Source organism: Sulfitobacter sp. TCYB15, assembly GCF_040435955.1.
Classification (GTDB): Bacteria; Pseudomonadota; Alphaproteobacteria; order Rhodobacterales; family Rhodobacteraceae; genus Sulfitobacter; species Sulfitobacter pontiacus.
In genome coordinates, this window is the sequence record NZ_CP159193.1 from 1,867,354 (window position 1) to 1,888,872 (window position 21,519).

Consider the following 21,519-nt stretch of genomic DNA (forward strand, 5'->3'; position numbering starts at 1 on the left):
GGCGCACCGCGCCCCTTTGGGGTCACTTTTGCGCGCGTGCCATGAAAGCAAGCCGTTCGAACAGATGCACGTCCTGTTCGTTTTTCAGCAGCGCCCCGTGCAGCTTTGGCAGGGCGGACTTGCCGTCTTTTTTCAGATCGGCGGCATCCATATCTTCGGCCAGCAACAGCTTAAGCCAATCCAGCACTTCCGACGTGGATGGTTTTTTCTTCAGCCCTTGCTGTTCGCGGATTTCGTAGAATTGGGTCAGCGCCGTGGTCAACAGGGATTCCTTGATGCCGGGGTGGTGGACCTCGACGATCTTGCGCAGCGTGTCCATCTCGGGGAACTGGATGTAGTGGAAGAAGCAGCGGCGCAAAAAGGCGTCGGGCAGCTCTTTTTCATTGTTCGAGGTGATGATGACGATGGGGCGGTTTTCGGCTTTGATCGTCTCGCCAGTCTCGTAGACGAAGAACTCCATCTTATCGAGCTCTTGCAAAAGGTCGTTGGGAAATTCGATGTCGGCCTTGTCGATCTCGTCGATCAGCAACACGGTTTTGCCTTCGGCCTCAAACGCCTGCCACAGCTTGCCCTTGCGGATGTAGTTTTTGACATCATGCACACGCTCTTCGCCAAGCTGGCTGTCGCGCAGGCGGCTGACGGCGTCATATTCGTATAGACCCTGTTGCGCACGGGTGGTTGATTTGATGTTCCATTCGATCATGGGCAGGCCAAGGGCGGCTGACACTTGTCGGGCTAGTTCCGTTTTGCCTGTGCCGGGCTCACCTTTTACAAGCAGAGGTCGTTCCAGCGTTACAGCCGCATTCACCGCAATCGTGAGGTCATCTGTGGCGACGTAATCTTGAGTACCTTGGAATTTCATCTTGTTTTCAACCTTCTTCAACGCGCTATTCTTGGTCCTTAAACCAACAAACATAAGCATTGTGTAGTGACAATCCGCTAACGCTGCGTTAGATGCACGCCACGGGAGTGATGTCGGGAGACGCGCCTTCATGACAGGATTTAAGACCGCGATGGGGAATGATATGAAGCAGGAAGTTTTTTTGGCGGATGGTTATACACCTGCCGAAGACGAGCCGTTCATGAATGATCGGCAAGTCGAATACTTCAGACGCAAACTATTGAACTGGAAAGCCGAGCTGCTGGCGGGAAGCCGGGACACGATCGAGGGCTTGCAAGACGGGACACGCAACATCCCCGATGTGAACGATCGCGCCTCCGAGGAAACGGACCGCGCGCTGGAACTGCGCACACGGGACCGCGCCCGCAAACTGGTCAGCAAGATCGACGGGGCGCTGCGCCGCATCGATGAGGGTGAATTCGGCTACTGCTCTGTCACCGGAGAGCCGATTTCGCTGAAACGTCTGGATGCGCGTCCAATCGCCACGATGAGCCTTGAGGCGCAAGAGCGTCACGAGCGCCGCGAGAAAGTCCACCGCGACGATTGATCGTCCGGTAACGGGCCGCAAATGGTCGCATTTGCGCGAGAATGATAATGAAAGCGCCGCGGTGAGAGCCCGGCGCTTTTGTGTATGAAGCTGGCAAGACAGGCTAAAGCGAAATGGGCATCAGCAACGCAATCGTTATTGGTGGGGGTATCGGCGGCTTGGCCGCCGCAGCGGCTTTGTCGCGCCGCGGCATGGCTGTCACGCTGCTGGAGCAGGCTCCGGCGATCACCGAGGTCGGTGCCGGTCTCCAGATCAGCCCTAACGGTATCGCGGTGTTGCGAGCCATGGGGCTCGACGCCAAGCTGACCGAACGCGCGGCGGTGCGCGGGCAGGCGGTGGTCTTGCAGGATTACAAGGCCGGCGCGCGGGTGGCGCGGTTGGACCTGATGCGCGGGCAGGGCGCATATCCCTATGTGTTCGTGCACCGCGCCGATCTGGTGGACATCCTGCTGGGCGCGGCCAAAAGGGGCAATGTGACGGTAGAGCTCGGGGCCGAGGTGGCAGAGGTGACCCCCGGTGCCACACCGCAACTGCGCCTGACCGATGGGTCGCGTCGACGGGCAGAGCTGATCGTTGATGCCAGCGGGATCCACAGCCCTGCGCGTGCGGTGTTGAATGGCGCGGATCAGGCAAAGTTCACCGGTCAGGTCGCGTGGCGCGCCGTTGTGCGCAATGATTTCAACCACCCCGACGAAGCCCATGTCACCATGGGGCCGGGCCGTCATCTGGTCAGCTACCCTTTGCGCGGCGGGCGGCTGGTCAATCTGGTCGCGGTAGAAGAGCGTGACAGCTGGGCCGCCGAAGGCTGGAACCATGCGGACGATCCGGCACACCTGCGAAATGCTTTTGCGGGTTTTGGCGGGCGGGCTGCCGCGATGATCAATGCGGCTGAGGCCTGCACGCTTTGGGGGCTCCACCTGCATCCGGTTGCGCAGACGTGGCATCAGGGCGGGGTTGCTTTGCTGGGGGATGCCGCGCATCCGACGCTGCCGTTCCTTGCGCAGGGGGCCAATATGGCGCTTGAAGATGCATGGGTGCTGGCCGACAGCGTGCTGAACCACCCCGCAGAACAGGCGCTCGCCCGCTATCAAAACCTGCGCCGACCCCGCGTTACCCGTGTTGTCAAAGCGGCGGCAGGCAATGCCGCGCGCTATCACTTGCGCCCCGGGCCTTTGCGGTCGGCCGCGCATCTGGGACTGAAACTAGGCAGCACCCTTGCACCCTGGGCGATGGTCGCCGCGTTCAACTGGCTGTACCACCATGATGTGACCGCGCCGAAATAGGCTGACTTCGTCTTTACTTCGCCGTTACTTGGCCCGTTGCAACATGCCGAACAGATCCCGCGGATCTTCGGGGTCGGCCAGCAGGTCAAGCGGGTCGAACAGATCGGTCGCCTTGATCTGGTCGCGCACATAGCGCAGCGCCGAGAAATCCTCGATCGCGAAGCCGACGCTGTCGAACAGGGTGATCTGCTTGTCATCGGTGCGCCCCTGCGCCTGACCGGTCAGCACCTGCCAGATTTCGGTCACGGGGTGATCCGGTTCAAGCTGCTGTATCTCGCCCTCGATCCGGGTCTGTTCGGGGTATTCCACAAAAATCCCTGCGCGGTGCAGGATCGCGGGTGCCAGTTCGGTCTTGCCCGGACAGTCGCCGCCGATGGCGTTGATGTGGATGCCGCTGCCGACCATATTATCCGTCAGGATGGTGGCATATTGCTTGTCCGCCGTGCATGTGGTGACGATCTGCGCGCCCAGCATCGCTTCTTCCGCGGTGTCGCAGGGCACGACCTTGATGCCCAGACCTTGCAGGTTGGCGGCGCATTTGGCGGTGGCATCTTTGTCGATGTCGTACAGACGCACCTCGTCGATGCCGACGATGGCCTTCATGGCGAGGGTCTGGAATTCGGATTGCGCCCCGTTGCCGATCATCGCCATGACATGCGCGCCCTTGGGGGCCAGCAACCGCGCCACCACAGCAGAGGTTGCCGCCGTGCGCAGCGCCGTCAGCATCGTCATCTCGGACAGCAACACAGGATACCCGTTGGCCACATTCGCCAGCAGGCCAAAGGCGGTCACGGTCTGCAATCCGTCTGCGGTGTTCGAGGGGTGGCCGTTCACGTATTTGAACCCGTAGACCTCGCCGTCCGAGGTAGGCATCAGCTCGATCACGCCCTGTTCCGAATGGCTGGCCACGCGCGGGGTCTTGTCAAACAGCTCCCACCGTTTGAAATCCGCCTCGATATACTCCCCAAGCCCGATCAGCATGGGTTCAATCCCGATGTGATGGATCAGCTTCATCATATTGTCGACGGAAACAAAGGGCACCAGCGCCTTGTCAGAGGGGGTCAGATTGGTCATGGTCGTGGTCCTTTACTCAAATCAATAGGCGCGGGTTGGGCGGTCGAATACGCGGCGGCCAAAGGCAGAGGCGGCCAGATCGACCATCAGCTGCGCGGTGCGGCCCCGTTCATCCAGAAAGGGGTTCAGCTCTACCAGATCAAGCGAGGTCATCAGCCCGCTGTCATGCAGCATTTCCATCACCAGATGGCCTTCGCGCACGGTCGCACCGCCGGGGACAGTCGTGCCAACCGCGGGGGCAACGGAAGGATCAAGGAAATCCACATCAAGCGAGACATGCAGCATCCCGTTCGCCGCAGCGACCTTTTCAAGGAAGGTGTTCAGCGGCGTGGCGATGCCCGTCTCGTCGATCTCGCGCATGTCGACGCGCTGGATGGTGGTTTCCTGCAGCGCCGCACGCTCTGCCGCGTCGACAGAGCGCAGGCCAATGATGGCGATATTATCGTGGGGCAGCGGGTAGGGCAGATCGGGGAAGGCATCAAAGCCTTCGCGCCCCGTCACATAGCCCAAAGGCGTGCCGTGCAAGTTGCCGCTGTCGGTGCTTTCGGGCGTGTGGAAATCGCTATGCGCGTCCAGCCACAGCACAAACAGGGGGCGTTCCTGCGCCTGCGCATGGCGCATCGCGCCCAGGACGGTGCCGGAGGCAAGCGCATGATCGCCGCCCATGATGATCGGGGTGCCGTCTTGTAACGCGGCTTGGGTGGCCTCGGCCAGACTGTGAGTCCAGGCGATGGTTTCCTCAAGCGCGTGCAGTTTCGGGTGCTGGCCGGGCGTGAAGGGCGCGGGCGCGACATTGCCACGGTCTGTGACGCTATGGCCCAGGTCGGTCAGCGCGCCCGCCAATCCTGCGGTGCGATAGGCATCGGGGCCCATCAGACAGCCCAACCGGCGCTTGCCGCTATCCAGCGGGGCCCCAAGAAGAATACAGTTTTGTCCAGACATGGGTGAGATCCTTTCGTCAACGTTTCCAAGACGATATCTAGCTGGTCTGGTCAGAAACAATCATCTAAAGTGACCAAATCGGAGATTATTTGACCAAACTGGACAGTCAATATGGACACAACGGACGAAGCAATTCTGGCAGCGCTGCGCGACGATGCACGGGCGTCTCTGTCTGATCTGGCGGCGGCCTTGCGGCTGTCACGTACCACCGTGCGCGCGCGTCTCGCCCGTTTGCAACAAAGCGGAGAGATCCTGGGCTTTACCGTCGTGACGCGCTCGGACGTGCGTGCCGATCCGGTGCGCGGATTGATGATGATCGAGATCGAGGGCCGTGGCGCTGACCGCATCACCCGCACGCTGGCTGGAATGGCGGCGTTGCGTGCCGTGCATTCGACCAATGGCAGATGGGATGTGATCGTCGAGATCGGCACCAAAACGCTTGAGGAGTTCGACGAGGTTCTGGCCCGCATCCGCAAGCTCGACGGGGTGGTCGCGAGCGAGACGAGTCTTCTGCTCAAGACGCGAAAAGCAGGGCAGGCCGCCTCATAGAGCGGCCTGCGAGATGGTTCAGCGCGGTGTGCGCGCGGCAGAAACCCAGAACGCCAGCAGGATGGCACAAATGACCGCGTTCCAACCCGCCATGGACAGGCCGAAAAGCTGCCATACGATGTCATCACACATGACCAGACCGGACGGCGCGCTGGTGGACAGAAGATCGCTACCGCTCATCGCGCCAAGGTCCATGCCGCCGCCGGTGCAGGACGACGGTCCGGGCCAGAATTTCCATTCCACACCCGCATGATAAACCCCGATCAGCCCCGTGATCGCCACCGACAACGCGCCAAGCCAGATCAACGCCCGCGGCGCACCAAAGAGCACGATCACCCCGATGGCAATCGCCGCCGCATGGGGCCACCGCTGCCATAGGCACATTTTGCAAGGCGCATAGCCGCCGATATGTTGGAACCCAAAGGCCCCCAACAGCAGCGCAGCAGACCCCAGCGTAGCGATCAGGACATAGGTGTTTCGCGTCATCACAGATACCTCAGCAAGAAGAAGCTGCCGAACAGCAGCACGACAAAGACCGTAAATACCAAAGGCAGACGGCGTTCAATAAAGTCGCGGATGGGTGCGCCAAATTTCCACAGCAGCGCCGCCACGATGAAGAACCGCAGCGCGCGCGCAAGGATCGAGGTCACAATAAAGGTCGCCAGTGGCATCCCCGTCCACCCCGACATGATTGTGATCACCTTGTAGGGGAAGGGCGTGACGCCTGCGGTCAGCACAGCCCAGAAGCCGACGCCGTTGAACCGGTCCGAGAATGCCGCCATCGCGTCGCCTTTGCCAAGGCTGGCAAGGATCGGTTGGCCCAGTTGTTCAAAAGCCAGCGCACCGATGGCGTATCCCAGCAGGCCCCCCAAGACCGACGCGACCAGCGCGATCCCCGCGATGAGCCATGCACGGTTCGGGCGCGCAAGGATCATCGGGATCATCAGCACATCCGGCGGAATGGGAAAAACAGAGCTTTCAAGGAATGCCACAACCGCAAGGGCCCAAAGCGCGTGCGGGTGGTTTGCCAGGCCCAGAACCCAGTCATATAGCCGTCGGATCATACTGCGGTCTCCGGTATTGTTTTCTGTTCAATGGCAACACCAGAACAATCGGACGGGGTCAAGCAAAAGCGGTAAAATTGCTCTTGCCGTGGGGCGCGTGGCACGGTAACAGACCCCCATTGTGCCCAAGTGGCGGAATGGTAGACGCAGGGGATTCAAAATCCCCCGCCGCGAGGCGTGCCGGTTCGAGTCCGGCCTTGGGTACCACCTTGTTCTTGCAAGGCTTTCCGTAAAATTCAGTTTTGATCGTCGATAGGTGTGAAGGTTGCTGTTGCAGCCTTGGCGATGTCGCGTCATCTTGTCCGTTGCATGTCAAAAGCCGCGCAGGGAATTGCTGCGCGGCTTTGCGAAAGGGTCCGTCTGGGGGTGTGGTCTGCGTTAAAGCTCGTTCGCCCAAGGCGGGTTGGCACCGGCGCGTGACACGGTGATGGCCGCAACGCGGGCGCCATAAGTCATCGCGTCGCGCAAAGCGTCGGGATCAAGTGTGCCAAGGGCTTCGGGCGTCAGCAGGTCCAGTTCGGACAGCTTCGCCAGAAATCCCGCATTGAACGTATCACCGGCACCGATTGTATCGACGACGTGGGTCTTTACCGCCGGCACCGTGATGGATGTACCGTCGGCAAGCGTTGCGATGGCACCCTCGGCCCCTTGGGTGACAATCACAACCGACGGGCCGGTGTCGAGCATTGCGCTGATCTTTTCGGCTTGCGTCAACGGGGCGGGGTTCAGCCAGTTAACATCCTCGTCCGAGACTTTGACGATATCCGCCTGGCTAATCATCGCCGCCATCCGGCGGCGGTAGCCCTCTGCGTCAGTGATAAACAGCGGGCGGATGTTGGGGTCGATCATCACCGCCCGCGACCCGCCCTGACGTTCCAGCAAGGCAGCATAGGCGCTGGCACTGGGATCGCTGGCAAGGCTGATACCGCCAAAGAAAAGCGCGGTGATATCGCTCGGCAGCTCTGGCATATCCTCGGCGCGGATCATCCGACCGGCGGAGTTTTCGTCGAAGAATGAATAGCTTGCCTGCCCATCTTCAAGTTTCACAAAAGCCAATGTGCTAGGACGGTCAGAGCGGATGATATGCGTGGTATCCACGTCACTGGCCTTCAGCGCATCGGCGAGCTGATCGCCGAACATATCGCGCGACAATCCGGTAATCATGCCCGTGCGGGCACCCAATCGGCCAAGCGCGATAGCGGTGTTAAAGACCGCGCCGCCCGAATGGGGCACAAACCCGTCCGGTCCGTCGAGCGACGGGGCCGCGACCATATCGATCAATGCCTCCCCGCAACACAGGATCATTGCCCCATCCCCGCGCGGTCACCGGCCAATGCGGCGGCCACATCCGGCTGATCGGTATAGACCGCAAGCGCGGCCTCGCAGCCTTCTGCCCAGATGAGCGAGAGCCAGTGTTCAAACGCCTCGGCAAAGGCCTGATGCTCGGCCAGATCGCCATAGATATGACGCTGCGCAAGCCAAAGCTGCGGCGCTTCGCGCGCGGCCAGGGCCACAGCGTTGAGGCGCGCCCACTGCGGGTCGTTCGGCTCGATCTCTGTCCCGTCCATGCGGGAGCCTGCACACATACGGGCCCATAGCGCCTCTACCAAAGCCAGACCGGAGCAACTGCCCTTGGCCGCCAAGGCGTCGCGCAGGACCGGCAGAACAAACCCCGGATGTCGTGATGACCCGTCAAAGGCCACGCGCCGTGTGGTGTCGCGGATCGCGGGGTTGGCGAAACGTTTGGCAATCAGTTCGACATAGGCCGCCGGGTCTTGACCGGGCACGGCGGCGACGTAGGGGGCAATTTCCTCTGCCTCGATCTTGCGGAACATGGCAGAGGTCAAGGGGTGCGCCATGCAATCGGCGATGGTTTCCAAGCCCAGCAACTCTCCGGCGTTGGCCAAGACCTGATGTCCTGCGTTGAGGATGCGGATTTTCATCGCCTCGTAGTCATGCACCGCGTCGGTAAAGATCGCCCCCGCCTTGTCCCAGTCGGGGCGTCCGGCGCAGAAGTCGTCTTCGATCACCCATTGGCGGTAGTTCTCGTGGGTCACCGGTGCCGCGTCATCGACGCCAAGGCTTTGCGCCAGCGCGATTTCGTCAGGGCCGGTGGCGGGCACGATGCAATCCACCATAGAGTTCGGGAAGCTGCAGTTTTGCTCGATCCACTGGGCAAGCGCCGCGTCACCTTGGCGGGCGAGGGTCACGACGGCCTGGCGCGTGGCGGTGCCATTGCCGCGCAGGTTGTCGCAGCTTTGGACGGTAAACGGACCGTGGCCCGCATCGCGCCGCAGCTTGAGCGCGGCAATGATCGCCCCGAAAACCGTCTTGGGCTGATCGGGCTGCGCGCGGTCATGCTGGATATCGGCATGGGTCAGATCAAGCCCGCCGGTTTCGGGGTCGATGAAATAGCCGCCCTCGGTCACGGTCAGCGACACGATGCGGATCGCGGGATCCGCCATCGCGGCAATCAGCGGCGCGTTGTCTTCGGCGATGGGAGTGTAGTCGATCATCGAGCCGACGACCTCTGCCGTGACACGACCGGGGGCAAGCTCGATCAAGGTGGTCAGATAGTCCTGCGCTTTAAGCTTGTCGCGCATCGCGCTGTCATAGGCCCGCACACCGGCGCCGATCAGCGCCCAATCCTGCGCCAGACCCTGTTGCATCAGCTTGTGCAGATACCACGCCTGATGGGCGCGGTGGAAATTGCCCAGCCCGATGTGGATGATCCCCGCCGTGAGCGCGGCGCGATCGTAGTCGGGCGTACCGATACGGGCGGGCAGGTCACCAAGGCGATCCAGGGACAGCGGCACCGGAGGCGGCGCGTCGGTGTTTGTTATGGTCGGTTCATTCATGAGACCGCTTTCGTAGGAAGCAAAGTTAAAGGGCAGGGGCACGCGGCGCTTCATGCGATGCGTAGGCCGTTGGCGTCGAAGCGGTGAAGCGAGTCCTCGCGCGGGGTCAGGAACACTCGGTCGCCGTGGCGCAAGCCCACTTCGCCGCGGGCGCGGACGGTCATCATCTCGGTCAGGCCGGTGTCATAGACGTGGAAGAACGTGTCCGACCCCAGATGCTCAGACACTTTGACGACGCCGCTCCAGGTGCCTTCGGTTGTCGATACGTCGATGTGTTCAGGGCGGATGCCGATGGTATGCGCACCGTGTTTGGCCGCCTCGGGGCCCGAGATCAGGTTCATCTTGGGCGAGCCGATAAAGCCCGCGACAAAGGTGTTGCGGGGGGTGTGGTAAAGCTCAAGCGGGGAGCCGACCTGTTCGATCACACCGGCCTGAAGCACCACGATCTTGTCGGCCATGGTCATCGCTTCGACCTGATCATGGGTCACGTAGATCATTGTCGTCTCAAGCCGTTTATGCAGCTCGGAGATTTCAAGCCGCATGCCCACGCGCAAAGCAGCGTCGAGGTTGGACAGCGGTTCGTCGAACAGGAAGGCCGCGGGTTCACGGACAATCGCCCGACCAATCGCCACACGCTGGCGTTGCCCGCCCGACAGCTGGCCGGGTTTGCGGTCCAGATAGGCGGTCAGGTTCAGCGCTTTCGCCGCAGCATCGATGCGGCGGTTCTGTTCGTCCACGGGGATGCCTGCCATGCGCATCGGAAAGGCGATGTTCTTGCGCACGGACATATGCGGATACAGCGCGTAGGACTGGAACACCATTGCCAGACCGCGCTTGGCGGGGGGCACATGGGTGGCGTCCTGCTTGTCGATGCGGATTTGCCCGCCCGAGGTATCTTCGAGCCCTGCAATCAGGCGCAGCAAGGTGGATTTGCCACAGCCCGAGGGGCCGACAAAGACGGTGAATTCGCCGTCTTCGATGGTCAGGTCCAGCGGCGGGATGACTTCGACGTCACCGAAGCGCTTGGAAACCTTGTCTAATGTGATGCGTCCCATGGTGTTGTTTCCTTATTTCACTGCGCCAAAGGTCAGGCCGCTGACAAGTTGTTTCTGGCTGAACCAGCCAAGGATGAGGATCGGCGCGATGGCCATGGTCGAGGCCGCGCTGAGCTTGGCGTAGAACAACCCCTCGGGGCTGGAATAGCTGGCGATAAAGGCCGTCAGAGGGGCCGCCTTGGCGGCGGCGAGGTTGAGGGTCCAGAAGGCTTCATTCCAGGCGAGGATCACGTTCAGAAGCAGCGTGGAGGCGATGCCGGGGATCGCCATCGGCGTGAGGATATACAGCACCTCTTCGCGCAGGCTGGCACCATCCATCCGGGCTGCCTCAAGGATCTCGCCGGGGATTTCCTTGAAGTAGGTGTAAAGCATCCAGATGATGATCGGCAGGTTGATCAGCATCAGCACCACGACCAGCCCCAGCTTGCTGTCCAGCAGACCCATTTTGATAAATATCAGGTAGATCGGATACAGCACCCCGACTGCTGGCAGCATCTTTGTGGACAACATCCACAGCAGGATATCTTTGGTCCGGTTGGAGGGGACAAAGGCCATCGACCAGGCGGCGGGAACGGCGATCAGGATGCCCAGAAGGGTAGAGCCCCCCGCGATCACCACCGAATTCCACAAGAAGCGGCCGTAGTTCGAGCGTTCCTGCACCGCGGCGTAGTTCTCCAGTGTCCAGTCAAAGAACAGGAACACCGGCGGGTCTGCAATCGCCTGGGCTTCGGTCTTGAAGCTGGTCAGGATGGTCCAGAGGATCGGGAAGAAAATCAGCAGCCCGACGCCCCATGCGAGTGCGGTGTTCAGAGCCTTGCGTTGTGTGGTCGTTGCACGTGCCATGACGGGCTCCTTATGCGTCGAGGTTCTTGCCAACCATGCGCATCAGGAAGATGGCAACGATATTGGCGAGGATGATGGCATAGACACCGCCGGCAGAGCCGAGCCCGATGTTCTGGCTTTCCAGCACGCGCTGGAAGATCAGATAGGTCAGGGTTTTGGTGCCGAAGGCGCCTTGGGTGGTCACGAAAATTTCGGCGAAGATAGAGAGCAAAAAGATCGTCTGGATCAGCACCACCACCGTGATCGCCCGCGACAGGTGGGGCAGGGTGATGAAGCCAAAGCGTTTGACGGGCGATGCGCCGTCCATCTCGGCGGCCTCAAGTTGTTCACTGTCCAGCGACTGGATCGCGGTCAGCAGGATCAGTGTCGCAAAGGGCAGCCACTGCCAGCTGACAATGAGAATGATGGATTGGGTCGAGGCTTCGGTCAGCCACACCAGCGGTTCAGCCCCGAACAGGCCCCACAGGTGGGCGAGCAGCCCGTTGACCGGATCCATGAACATGTTCTTCCAGACCAGCGCCGATACGGTCGGCATCACGAAGAACGGGGCAATCACGAGGATCCGAACGATCCCTTGACCCCACATCGGCTGGTTCAGCAAGACGGCCAGCAACACACCCAGAACGACGGTGATGAACAGGACGCCGCCCACAATCACCAGTGTCGCCTGAACCGACGGCCAGAAGGCGCTGGACGATACGAAGCGGACGTAGTTGTCAAAGCCGACCCACCCCAGATCACCGCCGCGCAGGGGCAGGTATTTGCGAAAGGAAAAATACAGCGTCATCGTCAGGGGGACGAGCATCCATCCCAGAAGCAGCACGACAGCGGGGGCCATCATCAGACGGGCGGCCGATCGTGAGTGTTGCGTTGCCATTGAATATACCTCCTCCGTTGACGGGCTAGGGCCGTCCCGGACGATCATGCACGTGTTGAAAAAAAAGGGGCCAGTCAGCAAGGGGGAGCTTTGCTGACTGACCCCGAGGGCGATCAGATCAGTAGCCGGCGGCTTCCATCTCATCGGTGGTCAACGCTTGAGCGTTGGCCAGGGCTTCATCGACGGACTGTTGTCCTGCCAACGCGGCAGAGAACTCTTGTCCGACCTGTGTGGCGATGCCTGCAAACTCCGGGATAGCTGCAAACTGCACACCGACGTAGGGCACCGGATCCACGGTTGGCGCGGTGGGATCAGCCGACAGGATGCTGTCCAGTGTCATCTGCGCGAAAGGCACCTTTTTGTATTCGGCGTTTTCGTACAGCGATGTCCGCGTGCCGGGAGGAACATTTGCCCAACCATCTTTCTCGGCGACCAGTTCAAGATACTCTTTGGACGTGGCCCATTCGATGAATTCTTTCGCGGCGGCTTCGTTATCGGTGCCGGCAGGGATGCCAAGCGCCCAAGCCCACAGCCAGTTGCCGCGTTTGCCTTTGCCGGTGTCAGGTGCCAGCGCAAAGCCGACCTGATCCGCGACGGTGGAATCTGTCGGGTTGGTCACAAAGGACGCCGCAACAGTCGCGTCGATCCACATGCCGCATTTGCCCTGTTGGAACAGCGACAGGTTTTCGTTGAACCCGTTGTTCGCCGCACCCGGAGGGCCCGCGTCGTTCATCAGGTTCACATAGAACTCAAGCGTTTCTTTCCATGCGGGCTGGTCAAACTGCGCGGTCCAGCTTTCGTCGAACCAGCGTGCCCCAAAGGCGTTTGCTGTCGCGGTGAGGAACGCCATGTTCTCGCCCCAACCGGCCTTGCCACGCAGGCAGATGCCGTTGATGCCGGCGTCACGGTCGGTCATGGCGCGGGCGGCCTCAGCGACGAATTCCCATGTGGGCGCGTCGGGCATCTCCAGTCCGGCTTTCTCCATCAGGTCCTTGCGGTACATGATCATGGAGCTTTCGCCGTAGAAAGGGGCCGCATAAAGCGTGCCGTCGACGCTCAGACCGCCGCGCATCGCGGGCAGGATGTCGTCGGTGTCATATTCCGCCGACAGATCGTCCAGCGGCACCAGCCAGCCTTGCTTGCCCCAGATCGGGGTCTCGTACATGCCGATGGTCATGATGTCGAACTGCCCACCTTTAGTGGTGATGTCCGTGGTCACACGTTGACGCAGGACATTCTCCTCCAGCGTGACCCATTCAACCTCGTGGCCGGTTTTGGCAGTAAAATCATCGGTAAAACCCTGCATCCGGATCATGTCGCCGTTGTTGACTGTAGCGATTGTGATCGTATCCGCAGAAGCAGCGGCTGCCGTCAAAAGTGAAATGGCGGTCGCCGTTCGAAACGCGTTCAAAACAAACATCTTCTACCTCCCTGATGAGATGTTAGCGACAAGCTTACGGCTATTGGTGAACTCGCGTCAATTTGAATTTTACGCGCGTCTAGTTTTGCGATTTAGGTTCGTGTTTTCAATAATCTAGGCAGAGCCCCTGAGCACAAGCTTGCCGTCAAACAGCGTCTCTGTCCGCGAATCAAGAGAATCATCTGCCTCGATCAGGGCCAGCAGGGTGGTCGCGCTTTTCTCGGCAATGGCTTCGTAGTCTTGGGACACGGTGGTCAGGCGCGGGCAGGTGAAGCGCGAGAAAGGATGGTCGTCATGGCCCGCGACGCGGAAGTCGTGGCCTGCTTCGATCCCGACGCTCATCCCCGCCTCGAAAATGGCGGACAACAGCCCGATGGCCAAACGGTCGTTGCTGCACAGTATGGTTTTTGACGGTAGGCTTCGGTCGCGGATTACGCGGGTGCCTTCACGAAACCCGATCTCTTCGAATTCCCATCCCTCGCCGCCGACCTGGATCAGATGCGGCGTTTGGCCCAGTCGTTCCATCGCCCTGACATAGGCCGCTCGCCGTTTGTAGGCGTTGGGGTTCATCGGGTCTTTCATCTCGAAAAACGCAGGCGGCTCGCCCGTGCGGCACAGGTAGTCTACGATCAGATCAACGCTTTGTTCATTGTTGGAGCCTATGAACGCCTTGCCGACCTTATCGATGTTCGCATCGAACAGGACGGTAGGGACGTCTTCGGTAAAGGTCTGGATCTGCGCGTGATCAGAACTGCGCCCGAAAGCGGCCAGCAATACGCCCGCCGGTTTCAACATGCGGAGGTTTTCGAGATTCTCCAGCTCCATCTCGGGGCTGCCGTGCGACCCGAGCAAAACGGGCCGGAAGCCCTGCCGCAGGATGTGTTCTTCGATCGTGCGGGCAATCTTGGCAAAGAAAGGGTCGGCCAGATGCGGCACCACGACGCCGATGTTCTTTGTCAAACGGCGATTCTGGTTCATCGCGTAAAGATTGGGCCGATAGTCATATCGGTCCAGCGCTGCCTCAACCCGTTTGCGGGTGCTGCTACGCACGCTGGTGGGGTCGTTGAAGAACTTGGAAAGCGTCGGACGGGAGATCCCGCTGACGGCGGCAAACTCTTCCATATTCTTGATTTTCCGACTGCTCATCAAACGCTTCTTCTGGTGGTGGCAGAGGCCAAGTGACGACGCCATGTTCCTGTATCTGTTGGATCAGCATACTTGTCGCGCGGTAAATATCACCCCCTAACATCATGAGACAGTGGGATTTTGCTGCGAATTTGACCAAAATACCCTCTTGCGGTTGTAGCGGCAGATGTTCGCTCAAACGCATGTCCTCGTGTCAAACTTGTGGTGTCGGGCCTAAATAATCGGCATATGGCACCCCACCTGAGGTGCCGACGACTATCCTTTAGGTGGTATTGCGATTCGGTTTCGTGCTGGCAAACTGGCGGCGTTTTCGAAAAAATGGGCGCGGTCGCAAGCTATTGGTTCCAAATCGCGAATTTACGCGCCGCCACAGTCCCGCCACGCCGAATTTAATCGCAAAGATGGTTTATTGTGTCTGCCTGCGAAACAGTGCCGAGGGCTGGGTTTGGGAAATCATTAAAATTAAGTGAAAAACCCCGGAAACCATCCGCTCTATCGAAATTCGCGCCCTGAGATGGGAAACAATATGCTACCTATGAGTGCATATTCCGCGCCGCCGTCGAGTCAAAAAAGGCGGAAAAGAGGCGCGCCTGCGAATTCTTGCCATTTTTTCCTTCCAGCAACGTCAACGGGTAGGTAATAAGAACATGCCCAACTGGGGGGCAAAGTTTTTTAGGTTTCGGGGGCGACCGCATCGAACGCACATGTTGTGCGGGGAAGATGTGTTCGCTTGGCTCTAAAGAGCCGATGAATATACCACTGTCGGTTGCGCGGCAGCGGGCAGCTGTCTGCGGCTGATCCTCCCTTCAGGACGGTAGAGTTCTTTGTGTGTCGTCTGTGACCGCGGAGCTTTGTTAGGGGTATTGTGCGCCGTTTTTTAACGGCCCGCCACGTTGGCGGAAGGAGGAGAAACTGATGGGAAACTGTATCTACAGACCACGACTGCCGGACCGTTCGGGTATGGGTGATGTTGCAACTCTGCGTTGCTCCGCCGCTGCCGAGACCGTCTTGATTTCTTCCCCGAAGCGCCGTTTTCGGATCACAACAAGAACACAAATGACCCGTATCCAAACGGCTGCAGATTTGGGCGTGTCACGCGATGCACCCGTCCGCGCGCCGTATGTCTCATTGCAGCAGCGTCGCGGGCAGGGCGTTGCTTTGTCCCGCCTTAGTACCCCGGCACAGAATTGGTGCCATGTGAATTAATTAGCTTCGCCCATGACTGGGCACCCTCGTTTTACGGCTGACGGTACAACCGTAGCGTGCCTGACCTGATTTTGGAGACGACCGATATGACCATCTTTTTAAATAAACTGTGGCTCTTTGGAAAAACCTCGACCGCCGAGGCCGAGAAAACCGCGACCGAGGCTCCGGCCGACGGGCCGAACGGGATCGTGGACGGTAACCAGCAGGGCAACAAGATCGACGCCAGCTATAATGATGACCCAAGCGGAGACCGTGTTGACGGTAACGACGCGGTCTTCGGCAACGTCGGGTCCAATGATGACATCATCCTCGCACGTGGCGGCAATGATACGGTCAACGCGGGTTTGGGGAACGATACGGTCGTCGCAGGGTCGGGCAATGATTATGCCGACGGTGGCAAGGGCAACGACATCCTGATCGGTGATGGCGCGACCAAGGGCAACTACGGCGACACCCGCGAAAGCTTTGAATGGTCCAAGGCACCCGACCCATCGGGCGACGGTTCCGCGATCGACGACAATGACAACCTCAAGGGCGGGTTCACCCAGAATACCGGCACCGTCAACGTCACGTTCGAGCTCAAGAGCTTTTCGCCGCGTAACAATGCGGATCAGGAATTCAGCGACAGCAAGCAGTTCACCGGCAATGTCGAGGGCGATGCCCATGGCGTGAACGATAACAGCTCGTTTGAATCGCTGGCCAACTGCACCGGTGAAACAAAGTTCGAACTGCGGTTTGACGAGGCCGTTGGCAATGTGTCGTTCAATGTGAACGACATCGACAACAGAGGCGCGGTGAAAGTGCTGGCCTACGACGCATCCGGCAAGATGATCGACGTCGATATGATCGCCAACAGCAGCTCCAGCAAAGTGAAGCTGACGGACAGTGACGGCAAGTTCGGCGTGGACACGGCCACCAGCGAGGGCGGCGACGATTCCCCCTCGTCGAGCAAGTATTCCGTCAACGTGTCCATCGACGGTCCCGTGTCGCGGATCGAGTTCATCCACACCGGTGCGACAAGCGGCAACTCGGGCGTGAACGTAACAGACGTGTTCTTTGACAACCCAGCGGCTTTGCTGGCGGATGACGACGGCACTGTCGGGAACGACACGCTGCACGGCGGCGAAGGCGATGACATCATCTTTGGCGACAGCGCCGGCCTGACCAAAGCGCAGCCCGTCTCGAAGACTGTTGAGCCTGTATCGGGTGCGGATCATACCGTTCTGACGTGGGATCTGGCGAATGTGACGGTGGCTGGCGGTTCAAGCCCCTTCCAGAACAGCGATGTGGGCTCCGGCGATCTGTCTGGCAAGTCGTTCACCATCAACGAAAATTCAGCACCTGTTGCGGTTGGCATCAATGATGACGACGATAAGTTGAATGACAACGACAACTCGCAAACCCTGGCAAAGACCACCAAATTGGATGGCAACACCGAATACGCCGGCGACAAGATCATCCCCGAGTATTCCTATATCGTGCGCCCCGAAGGCGCGGTGGATTCCTCGCAGGATGTGACAGTCTACGTCGTGAACTTTGACGGGAACGATGCCGTCGGTTTCGTGACAGACAAACCGCTGGAAGTTGGAAAATCCTACGATTTCGTCAGCCACAACTCTAACCTGCCGTCGATCAAATACGACCACATCGCCAAAACCTACACCGTGACCGATGACAGCACGTCCCCGACCGATGGCACCGTTGGTGGCGACGATGTGCTGACCGGCGGGAATGGCAACGACACGATCTTTGGTGAAGGCGGCAACGACAGCATCGAAGGCAACGCGGGCTACGATTCGATCGAGGGCAACCACGGCGATGACACCATTTCCGGTGGCACCGGCAATGACACGATCTATGGCGACAACAACACCGGCGGCGCCTCTACGCCCGGTGGCACGACAGAGCGTGAGAGCTTTGAGTGGGACAAGGCACCAGACCCCCATGACAACTCGGCTGTCGATAATAACGACAATCTGGGCGGTGGCTTTGTTCAGGACACGGGCAACGTCAATGTGACCTTCTCGGTCACCGGCAGCAGCAAAACGCCCGAGACGACATTCTCCACTGACCAGCAGAAGGTGCATTCGATCACCGGCGACGGTCAGGCGACCAATGCGAACAGCTCTTTGGCGTCTCTGGCGAACCAGGATGGCGAAAGCGCGACCTATCGCCTGGACTTCTCGAAGGATGTGACCAACATCAGCTTCCGCATCAATGACATTGATAATGCGTCGAAAGTTGTGATCGTGGCCGTTGGCCCCGATGGCGCGCGCACGCCGATCAACGTCAGCACAGGCGGCGGCATTCAGGCACAGAACCAGGACGGCGTTGGCGGGAATGAAACGCTGATCAGCCGCGGTGCCGATGGCCCGGATACAGATCCGAGCCACTCTGCGCTGGTGAACATCTCGGGTCCGGTGGATTACCTCGAAATCACCCACACGATGGATCAAAGCCTGTCGCCCGGGAACCACGCGGGCATCAACATCACCGATGTCTATTTCGACGCGCCTGTGGGCGGCGTTGACGGGGGTGCCGGCAATGACCTGCTGATGGGCGACGAGGGCGATGACCTGATCGACGGCGGCGCAGGCGACGACACGCTGTTTGGCGGCAATGATGACGATACGTTGATCGGCGGCGACGGTGATGACCAGCTCACTGGCGGCGAAGGCAAAGACAACATCAGCGGCGGCGCGGGCAAGGATACGATCTTTGGCGGCACCGATGGCGATACGGTTGACGGTGGTGCCGGCGGCTTCAATGCCGACCCTGCGCTGAATACCGACGATGACACGCTTGATCTGACTGGCCTCAATTTCCGCTTGCGTGATCTGGAACCAGATAGCAACGGCAATGGTCAGAACGGTACTGTTGACCTTTACAACGACGACGGCACATCCGCGGGCTCGTTCAAATTCACCGAGATCGAAAACATCATCGGCGAAGAGATGGCCGGCCCTGTTGATGGTCTGGACAGTGGCGAGGATATGGCCCCGGGCTACACCGATGCCCAAGGCGACCAGATCGACGGCACAGACGGGATCAACGATACGATCTTTGGCAACGGTGGCGACGACACGATCGACAGCGGGTTGGGCGACGATACCGTTGACGGCGGCGCGGGTGACGACACGTTCACACTGACCGATGGCGTCGACAATGACGTTATCATCGGCGGCGAAAGCGGCGAAACCGACGGCGATGTGATTGACAGTACGGCTGTGGATGACGACCTGACAGTCACTTTCACCGACAAAGAGGAAGGGACACTGACCAACGGGTCCGGCACCACCGAATTCTCGGAGATCGAGAGACTCGAACTGGGTGGCGGTGACGATACGGTCACAGGCTCCGGCGGTGACGAGAATGTCATGACCGGTGACGGCAACGACGTGGTGAATGCCGGCGGTGGTGATGATACCATCGATGGCCAGGGCGGCAATGATACCATCGACGGTGGTAAATATGACGACAGCCTGATCGGTGGTGACGGCAACGACTCCCTCGTCGGTGGTGAGGGTGACGACGTCCTGATCGGCAACAAGCCCGGTGCGATTGGCGTGCCCGACACAGACGTTCCACTGGTCTCTACACCCTTCGATCAGGATACCAACCCCAACGACGACAAAGACACGCTGATCGGCGGCGCGGGGAATGATACGATCGATGGCGGCGATGATGCCGACTATATCGACGGTGGCGACGATGATGATGTCATCGAAGGCGGCATCGACAACGACACCATCTATGGCGGCAGCGGCAACGACACCATCACCGATGTCCAAGGTGCGGACGAAATCTATGGCGGTGACGGTGACGATCTGATCGAAGCGGGTATCGACACCTTCTCTGATTATGCGAATGATCAGCCGACCGTCGGTGGACGACCCAACCCCTTCTTCAACTCCGGCGATCCGAACAAGGACGATGGTCGTGATTTTGTCGATGGCGGCAGCGGCAACGATACGATCCGCACCGGCGACGACTCTGACACCATCTACGGCGGCACGGGCGACGATTCTATCAACGCGGGTATCGATGACGATGAGGTCCACGGCGACGACGGCGACGACAGCATCATCGGCAGCCACGGGTCCGACAGCCTGTATGGCGGCGAAGGCAATGACACCATCTATGGTGGCTTTGGCAACGAACCGATCGCCGGCTACGAGGGCGAGGAAGTCGACGCCACCGATCCGCAGCCGAACAACGGCAAGGACTATATCGAAGGCGGTGCGGGCAATGACGTGCTGTACGGTGAAGACGACAACGACACCATCCTGGGTGGTGCCGATGACGACTACATCGACGGTGGCATTGACGACGACAGCCTGGATGGCGGCCAGGGCGATGATACGATCTTGGGTGGTCAAGGCAACGACACCATCCGCGGCGCACAGGGCCATGATGAGATCGATGGGGGGGACGGTGACGACTCCATCCTCGCGGGTAATGGCGACGACGACGTTAAAGGCGGTGCCGGGAACGACACCATCGACGGTGGTCAGGGCAACGACACCATCGACGGCGGTGACGGCGATGACTCCATCCTCGGGGGCTTTGGCGATGACTCCATCCTCGGGGGTGCCGGAAACGACACGATCATCGCGGCCGGTGACAATGATACCGTAGACGGTGGGACCGGTGACGACTCCATCAGCGGTGTGCGAGGCGACGACATCTTGTTCGGTGGCGAGGGTGACGACACCATCGACGGCGGTGAAGACAACGACAGCATCGACGGCGGCGACGGCGACGACAGCCTGCTTGGTGGCTTTGGCGACGATACCATTGAAGGTGGTGAAGGCGACGATACCATCAGCGCAGGTGGCGGCGACGACATCATCAGCGGTGGCGCGGGCAATGACAGCCTGCAAGGTAACGACGGGCGCGATACCTTCACCAACGTCAACGGTGGCGACACCATCGACGGCGGTGCCGGCACAGATGCCTCCGACTACGACGTCATCGATCTGAGAGGCGCGCTGAGCCCCGGCGGCGGTTATCGTCTTGAAAACGTCACGCCGGATAATGATGCCGGTGACACCATCGACGGCGACAGCCCCAACGATGGCATCGACGGTACGATCGTCTTTACGGATGCGTCCGGCACTGAGACCGGTCGTCTCGACTTCACCAACATCGAAGAGATCATTCCCTGCTTCACGCCGGGCACCTTGATCGCTACGCCGAAAGGGGAACGTCGGGTCGAAGATCTGGTGGTGGGCGACCGTGTCATCACACGTGACAACGGTATTCAGGAAATCCGCTGGGTCGGTGCCCGCGAGATGACCGGACAAGAGCTGGCGCATAAAGCGCATCTGCTGCCGGTTCTGATCCGTCAGGGTGCTTTGGGCAACAATCTGCCCGAGCGTGACATGCTGGTCAGCCCCAACCACCGCGTTCTGGTGGCCAACGACAAGACAGCGCTCTACTTTGAAGAGCGCGAAGTTCTGGTCGCGGCGAAACATCTGACCGGTCTGGAAGGCGTTGATATCGTTGAAACCTCTGGCACGACTTACATCCACGTGATGTTCGACCAGCACGAGGTGATCCTGTCTGACGGCACATGGACCGAAAGCTTCCAGCCGGGCGATATGAGCCTTGCAGGTGTCGGCAACGCGCAACGCAACGAGATCTTGGAGCTTTTCCCGGAACTGGCAACGCGCGAAGGGGTGGACGGCTATGTCGCCGCACGCCGCACGCTGAAAAAGCACGAGGCGAAACTTCTGACGAAGTAAGCGCCAC

Annotated in this window: 16 protein-coding genes and 1 tRNA gene; 5 read left to right on the plus strand and 12 right to left on the minus strand. The window is 59.9% G+C overall.

The features are described 5' to 3' along the window. Window positions 1-22: 22 nt before the first annotated feature. Entirely contained in the window at window positions 23-862 is an 840-nt protein-coding gene (locus ABM428_RS08915; RefSeq protein ID WP_037945011.1) for a MoxR family ATPase, read from the minus strand. A 163-nt stretch (window positions 863-1,025) separates the two neighbouring features. Between ABM428_RS08915 and dksA the strand changes: the two genes are divergently transcribed. After that, on the plus strand, window positions 1,026-1,448 hold the full coding sequence (dksA, locus tag ABM428_RS08920) for an RNA polymerase-binding protein DksA (protein WP_037945012.1): 423 nt from the start codon (window positions 1,026-1,028) through the stop codon (window positions 1,446-1,448). A gap of 113 nt (window positions 1,449-1,561) precedes the next feature. After that, a complete protein-coding gene (locus tag ABM428_RS08925; RefSeq protein WP_132996656.1) occupies window positions 1,562-2,731 on the plus strand; it encodes an FAD-dependent monooxygenase in 1,170 nt (389 codons plus the stop codon). Between the two features lie 24 nt (window positions 2,732-2,755). Here the strand turns inward: ABM428_RS08925 and ABM428_RS08930 are convergent, their stop codons facing one another. Beyond that, window positions 2,756-3,805 (minus strand): ornithine cyclodeaminase, encoded by a 1,050-nt coding sequence (locus tag ABM428_RS08930; RefSeq protein WP_009826963.1) that lies wholly within the window; start codon window positions 3,803-3,805, stop codon window positions 2,756-2,758. A gap of 21 nt (window positions 3,806-3,826) precedes the next feature. Continuing rightward, window positions 3,827-4,747 carry an arginase gene (rocF, locus tag ABM428_RS08935; RefSeq protein ID WP_005853343.1) on the minus strand — a complete coding sequence of 307 codons (921 nt, stop codon included), beginning with the start codon at window positions 4,745-4,747 and terminating at the stop codon, window positions 3,827-3,829. Window positions 4,748-4,858: 111 nt separating this feature from the next. Here rocF and ABM428_RS08940 point away from each other — a divergent pair, with 111 nt between their 5' ends. Then, window positions 4,859-5,296 carry an Lrp/AsnC family transcriptional regulator gene (locus ABM428_RS08940; RefSeq protein WP_037944188.1) on the plus strand — a complete coding sequence of 146 codons (438 nt, stop codon included), beginning with the start codon at window positions 4,859-4,861 and terminating at the stop codon, window positions 5,294-5,296. 18 nt (window positions 5,297-5,314) lie between these two features. Here ABM428_RS08940 and ABM428_RS08945 read toward each other — a convergent pair whose 3' ends face one another. Both ABM428_RS08945 and ABM428_RS08950 read right to left on the minus strand, forming a co-directional pair. Beyond that, window positions 5,315-5,782, minus strand: a complete 468-nt coding sequence (locus tag ABM428_RS08945; protein WP_353627860.1) for a disulfide bond formation protein B — start codon at window positions 5,780-5,782, stop codon at window positions 5,315-5,317. Next, window positions 5,782-6,360 (minus strand): YqaA family protein, encoded by a 579-nt coding sequence (locus ABM428_RS08950; protein ID WP_009826966.1) that lies wholly within the window; start codon window positions 6,358-6,360, stop codon window positions 5,782-5,784. The genes ABM428_RS08945 and ABM428_RS08950 overlap by 1 nt, the downstream gene beginning before the upstream one ends. 123 nt (window positions 6,361-6,483) lie before the next feature. Between ABM428_RS08950 and ABM428_RS08955 the strand changes: the two genes are divergently transcribed. After that, a tRNA-Leu gene (locus ABM428_RS08955) sits at window positions 6,484-6,567 on the plus strand. Window positions 6,568-6,738: 171 nt separating this feature from the next. Here the strand turns inward: ABM428_RS08955 and ABM428_RS08960 are convergent. From ABM428_RS08960 to ABM428_RS08990, 7 genes are all read right to left on the minus strand, one after another. Further along, window positions 6,739-7,665: a carbohydrate kinase gene (locus tag ABM428_RS08960; protein WP_353627861.1), complete on the minus strand. Its 927-nt coding sequence runs from the start codon at window positions 7,663-7,665 to the stop codon at window positions 6,739-6,741. Next, window positions 7,662-9,218 carry a mannitol dehydrogenase family protein gene (locus ABM428_RS08965; protein ID WP_353627862.1) on the minus strand — a complete coding sequence of 519 codons (1,557 nt, stop codon included), beginning with the start codon at window positions 9,216-9,218 and terminating at the stop codon, window positions 7,662-7,664. Before ABM428_RS08965 ends, ABM428_RS08960 begins: the two co-directional genes overlap by 4 nt. 50 nt (window positions 9,219-9,268) lie before the next feature. Then, window positions 9,269-10,273 (minus strand): ABC transporter ATP-binding protein, encoded by a 1,005-nt coding sequence (locus ABM428_RS08970; RefSeq protein ID WP_064215727.1) that lies wholly within the window; start codon window positions 10,271-10,273, stop codon window positions 9,269-9,271. 12 nt (window positions 10,274-10,285) lie between these two features. Then, window positions 10,286-11,116: a carbohydrate ABC transporter permease gene (locus tag ABM428_RS08975; RefSeq protein WP_005853358.1), complete on the minus strand. Its 831-nt coding sequence runs from the start codon at window positions 11,114-11,116 to the stop codon at window positions 10,286-10,288. A 10-nt stretch (window positions 11,117-11,126) separates the two neighbouring features. Beyond that, window positions 11,127-11,993, minus strand: coding sequence for a carbohydrate ABC transporter permease (locus tag ABM428_RS08980; protein WP_005853360.1), 867 nt, complete (start codon window positions 11,991-11,993; stop codon window positions 11,127-11,129). A 118-nt stretch (window positions 11,994-12,111) separates the two neighbouring features. Beyond that, window positions 12,112-13,413, minus strand: a complete 1,302-nt coding sequence (locus tag ABM428_RS08985; RefSeq protein WP_037944212.1) for a sugar ABC transporter substrate-binding protein — start codon at window positions 13,411-13,413, stop codon at window positions 12,112-12,114. A 114-nt stretch (window positions 13,414-13,527) separates the two neighbouring features. Next, window positions 13,528-14,559 (minus strand): LacI family DNA-binding transcriptional regulator, encoded by a 1,032-nt coding sequence (locus ABM428_RS08990; RefSeq protein ID WP_289081141.1) that lies wholly within the window; start codon window positions 14,557-14,559, stop codon window positions 13,528-13,530. A gap of 1,262 nt (window positions 14,560-15,821) precedes the next feature. Here ABM428_RS08990 and ABM428_RS08995 point away from each other — a divergent pair. Next, entirely contained in the window at window positions 15,822-21,512 is a 5,691-nt protein-coding gene (locus ABM428_RS08995) for a Hint domain-containing protein (RefSeq protein WP_373276843.1), read from the plus strand. The last annotated feature ends 7 nt before the right edge of the window (window positions 21,513-21,519 follow it).